Consider the following 4,453-nt stretch of genomic DNA (forward strand, 5'->3'; position numbering starts at 1 on the left):
ATGACCGAGATTAGACGCACGCCGTTGTATGGGCTTCACGTTGAGTTGGGCGGCAAGATGGTTGATTTTGCCGGGTGGGAGATGCCGGTTCAGTATCCGCTGGGGATCATGGGCGAGCATAAGCAGTGCCGCGAGAAGGCGGCGTTGTTTGATGTGTCGCATATGGGTCAGGTGATATTGCGGGGCGAGAATGTGGGCGAGAAGCTGGAAGCACTGTGTCCGCAGGCTTATGCGACGCTGAAGGAAGGCAAGGCGCGGTACGGGTTCTTCACCAATGCCGAAGGCGGGATCATGGATGACCTGATCGTGTCGAACGCGGGGGATCATTACTTTGTGGTGGTGAACGCGGCGCTGCGCCATCAGGACATTCCGCATATGCGCGACAATCTGGACGGGGTTGAGGTGACCGAGATCTTCGACCGCGCGCTGGTTGCGGTGCAAGGTCCCAAGGCCGAGGATGTGGTGGGCGCGCTCTGCCCTGCGGCGCGCGACCTCAAGTTCATGGAAACCACGATTGCCGACATCCTGGGTGTCGAATGCCGCATCTCGCGGCTGGGCTACACGGGCGAGGACGGGTACGAGATCTCGATCCCCGAAGACAAGGCGATCGAGATCACCCGGGCGTTCCTTGCGCATGAGGATTGCGAACCGGCGGGTCTGGGCGCGCGCGACAGCCTGCGGCTTGAAGCCGGTCTGTGCCTTTATGGCAATGACATCGATCAGAGCACCTCGCCGGTCGAGGCCAGCCTTGGCTGGGCGATGCAGAAGCGCCGCAAGGAAGAAGGCGGCTTTCCGGGTGCGGAACGTGTGCAGCGCGAACTGGCCGAGGGGCCTGCGCGCAAGCTGGTGGGCATCAAGCCCGACGGCCGCGCGCCCGCGCGTCAGGGGGTCGAGGTGCAATGCCTTGAGGGCAACACCATCGGTCAGATCACCTCGGGCAGCTTTGGCCCCACGGTCGGCGGCCCGGTTGCGATGGGCTATGTGTCCGCGGGCCATGGCGAGCCGGGCGAGAAGGTCAACCTGATCATCCGGGGCAAGGCGCAACCGGCACAGATCGTGGCGCTGCCCTTCGTCAAACAGAATTACAAGCGTTGAAGTCAGGAGAGAGACACCATGGCAACCTATTATTCCGAAGAACATGAATGGCTGGCGGTCGACGGCGACACGGCCACGCTGGGCATCACCAAACACGCGGCCGAGCAGCTGGGTGAGGTGGTCTTTGTCGAGCAGCAGGAAGTGGGCGACGAGTTCGAGAAGGATGGCGAGATCGGCGTGATCGAATCCGTCAAGGCCGCCTCCGAGCTTTACGCGCCGGTTGATGGCGAGATTACGGAAGTGAACGAGGCGCTGGCCGACAATCCCGGCGCGCTGAACGACGACCCCGAGGGCGAGGCCTGGATCTACAAGATCAAGATCGCCGATGCCGCGCAGCTGGAAGATCTGATGGACGAAGCCGGCTACAAGGCCTTCATCGGCTAAATCCGGCCCGGAGCCCCAGAGACCGGGGCTCCCTGCTTCATCTTTTTCCAAATACTCCCGCCGGAGGCTCCTGCCGTCTCCGCCGGGTCTGACCTATCCTTGAGGAGCGCTGCAATGGCCTTCAAACTGACCGATTACGAAGCCTATGACTTCGCCAATCGCCGCCACATCGGCCCGTCGCCCACCGAAATGCGCGACATGCTGCAGGTGATCGGCTTCAAGACGCTGGACCAGCTGATCGACGCCACCGTCCCGCCCGCGATCCGGCAGAAGGAACCGCTGGACTGGGGCCCGGCGATGACGGAACGCGATGCGCTCTTTCACATGAAGCAGGTGGCGGGCAAGAACAAGGTTCTGACCTCGCTGATCGGTCAGGGCTATTACGGCACCACCACCCCGGCGCCGATCCTGCGCAACATCCTGGAAAACCCGGCCTGGTACACCGCCTACACACCTTATCAGCCCGAGATCAGCCAGGGCCGGCTTGAGGCGCTGCTGAACTTCCAGACCATGGTCAGCGACCTGACCGGGCTCGATGTGGCCAACGCCTCACTGCTCGACGAAGCCACGGCTGCGGCAGAAGCCATGGCAATGGCCAAGCGCGGCGGCCGGTCCAAGGCCAATAACGCGGCCTTCTTCGTGGATCGCAACTGTCATCCGCAGACCATCGCGGTCATCAAAACCCGCGCCGAACCCTTGGGCATCGACGTGCAGGTGGGCGATCCCGATCAGCTGGATGCAGGTGCCGTCTTTGGCGCGATCTTCCAGTATCCGGGCACCCATGGCCATGTGCGCGACTTCACGACCGAGATCGCGGCGCTGCATGAACATAACGCCATCGCCGTTGTCGCCGCCGACATCCTGTCGCTGGCGCTGCTGAAATCCCCCGGCGAGATGGGCGCGGATATCGCCATCGGCTCGACCCAGCGCTTTGGCGTGCCGATGGGCTATGGCGGCCCGCACGCCGCGTATATGGCGACCACCGACAAGCTGAAGCGCTCGATGCCGGGCCGGATCATCGGGGTCAGCATCGACAGCCGCGGCAACAAGGCCTACCGCCTGTCGCTGCAAACCCGCGAGCAGCACATCCGCCGCGAAAAGGCGAACTCGAACGTCTGCACCGCGCAGGCGCTGCTGGCTGTCATTGCCTCGATGTATGCGGTCTATCACGGACCCGACGGCATCAAGGCGATCGCGCAATCGGTGCACCGCAAGACCTCGCGCCTGGCCGCCGGTCTGGAAGAGGCGGGCTTCTCGGTCGAACCCGAGGTGTTCTTCGACACCATCACGGTCGAGGTCGGCCATCTGCAGAATGTCGTTATGGAGGCCGCCGTGGCCCGTGGCGTCAACCTGCGTAAGGTCGGCGAGACCCGCGTGGGCATCAGCCTGGACGAACAGACCCGCCCCGAGACCATCGAGGCGGTCTGGGGTGCCTTCGGCATCGACCGCAAGGATGACAGCTCGAACAAGCAATACCGCCTGCCGGATTACGCGCTGCGCGAAAGCGCGTACCTGACCCACCCGATCTTCCACAAGAACCGGGCCGAGGCCGAGATCACCCGCTATATGCGCCGTCTGGCCGACCGCGACCTGGCGCTGGACCGGGCGATGATCCCGCTGGGGTCCTGCACCATGAAGCTGAACGCCACGGTCGAGATGATCCCGGTCACCTGGCCCGAGTTTGGCAACCTGCATCCTTTCGTGCCCGAAGATCAGGCGCAGGGCTACCATCAGATGATTGCGGATCTGAACGACAAGCTGTGCCAGATCACCGGGTATGACGCGATCTCCCAGCAGCCCAACTCGGGCGCGCAGGGCGAATATGCGGGCCTTCTGACCATCCGCAACTATCACTTCGCCCGCGGCGAAGGGCAGCGCAATGTCTGCCTGATCCCGACCTCGGCCCATGGTACCAACCCGGCCTCGGCGCAGATGGTGGGCTGGCAGGTTGTGCCGGTGAAATCGGATGACAAGGGCAATATCGATCTGAATGATTTCCGCGAAAAGGCGGAAAAGCATTCGGACCATCTGGCCGCCTGCATGATCACCTACCCCTCGACCCATGGCGTGTTCGAGACCACCGTGCAGGAGGTCTGCCAGATCACCCATGATCACGGCGGTCAGGTCTATATCGACGGCGCCAACATGAACGCCATGGTCGGGCTGGCACGTCCGGGTGACATTGGCGGCGATGTCAGCCACCTGAACCTGCACAAGACCTTCTGCATCCCGCATGGCGGTGGCGGCCCCGGCATGGGTCCGATCGGCGTCAAGGCGCATCTGGCCGAGCATCTGCCGGGCCACCCGGAATACGGCACCGCCGTGGGTCCGGTCTCGGCGGCACCCTTCGGCTCGCCCTCGATCCTTCCCGTCTCATGGGCCTATGTGCTGCTGATGGGCGGCGCGGGGCTGACGCAGGCCACCAAAGTGGCGATCCTGAACGCCAACTACATCGCGGCGCGGCTCAAGGACGCCTATCCGATCCTCTACACCTCGGAAACGGGTCGGGTGGCACATGAATGCATCCTCGACACAAGGCCGCTGGACGAGGCGGCGCATGTCACCGTCGACGATGTGGCCAAGCGCCTGGTCGATTCAGGCTTCCACGCCCCCACGATGAGCTGGCCGGTGGCCGGAACCCTGATGGTCGAGCCCACCGAATCCGAACCCAAGGACGAGCTCGACCGCTTCTGCGACGCCATGCTCTCGATCCGCGCGGAAGCGCAGGACATCATCGACGGCAAGATCGACGCGGAAAACAACCCGCTGAAAAACGCCCCCCACACGGTGCGTGATCTGGTCGGCGACTGGGACCGCCCCTACACCCGCGAACAGGCCTGCTTCCCTCCGGGATCCATGGGCGTCGACAAATACTGGTCCCCCGTCAACCGCGTCGACAACGCATACGGCGACCGAAACCTCGTCTGCACATGCCCACCAATGGACGCATACGAAGACGCCGCTGAGTGAAACC

At 63.6% G+C, this 4,453-nt stretch carries 3 protein-coding genes; all 3 read left to right on the forward strand.

The window, feature by feature from the left end; translation table 11 throughout:
• The 3 genes from gcvT (at position 1) to gcvP (ending at position 4,449) form a co-directional block, all read left to right on the forward strand.
• Positions 1–1,095 (forward strand): glycine cleavage system aminomethyltransferase GcvT, encoded by a 1,095-nt coding sequence (gcvT, locus tag AC2FLO_RS01250; RefSeq protein WP_496755237.1) that lies wholly within the window; start codon positions 1–3, stop codon positions 1,093–1,095.
• Between the two features lie 18 nt (positions 1,096–1,113).
• Positions 1,114–1,479 carry a glycine cleavage system protein GcvH gene (gene gcvH / locus AC2FLO_RS01255; RefSeq protein ID WP_209505056.1) on the forward strand — a complete coding sequence of 122 codons (366 nt, stop codon included), beginning with the start codon at positions 1,114–1,116 and terminating at the stop codon, positions 1,477–1,479.
• 114 nt (positions 1,480–1,593) lie between these two features.
• Positions 1,594–4,449 carry an aminomethyl-transferring glycine dehydrogenase gene (gene gcvP / locus AC2FLO_RS01260; RefSeq protein ID WP_496755239.1) on the forward strand — a complete coding sequence of 952 codons (2,856 nt, stop codon included), beginning with the start codon at positions 1,594–1,596 and terminating at the stop codon, positions 4,447–4,449.
• Positions 4,450–4,453: the final 4 nt, after the last annotated feature.

The organism is Ruegeria sp. TASC047 (genome assembly GCF_059612445.1).

Coding starts and splice junctions, on each gene's coding strand:
- gcvT (WP_496755237.1), top strand. CDS start 1: ATGACCGAGATTAGACGCACGCCGTTGTATGGGCTTCACGTTGAGTTG.
- gcvH (WP_209505056.1), top strand. CDS start 1,114: ATGGCAACCTATTATTCCGAAGAACATGAATGGCTGGCGGTCGACGGC.
- gcvP (WP_496755239.1), top strand. CDS start 1,594: ATGGCCTTCAAACTGACCGATTACGAAGCCTATGACTTCGCCAATCGC.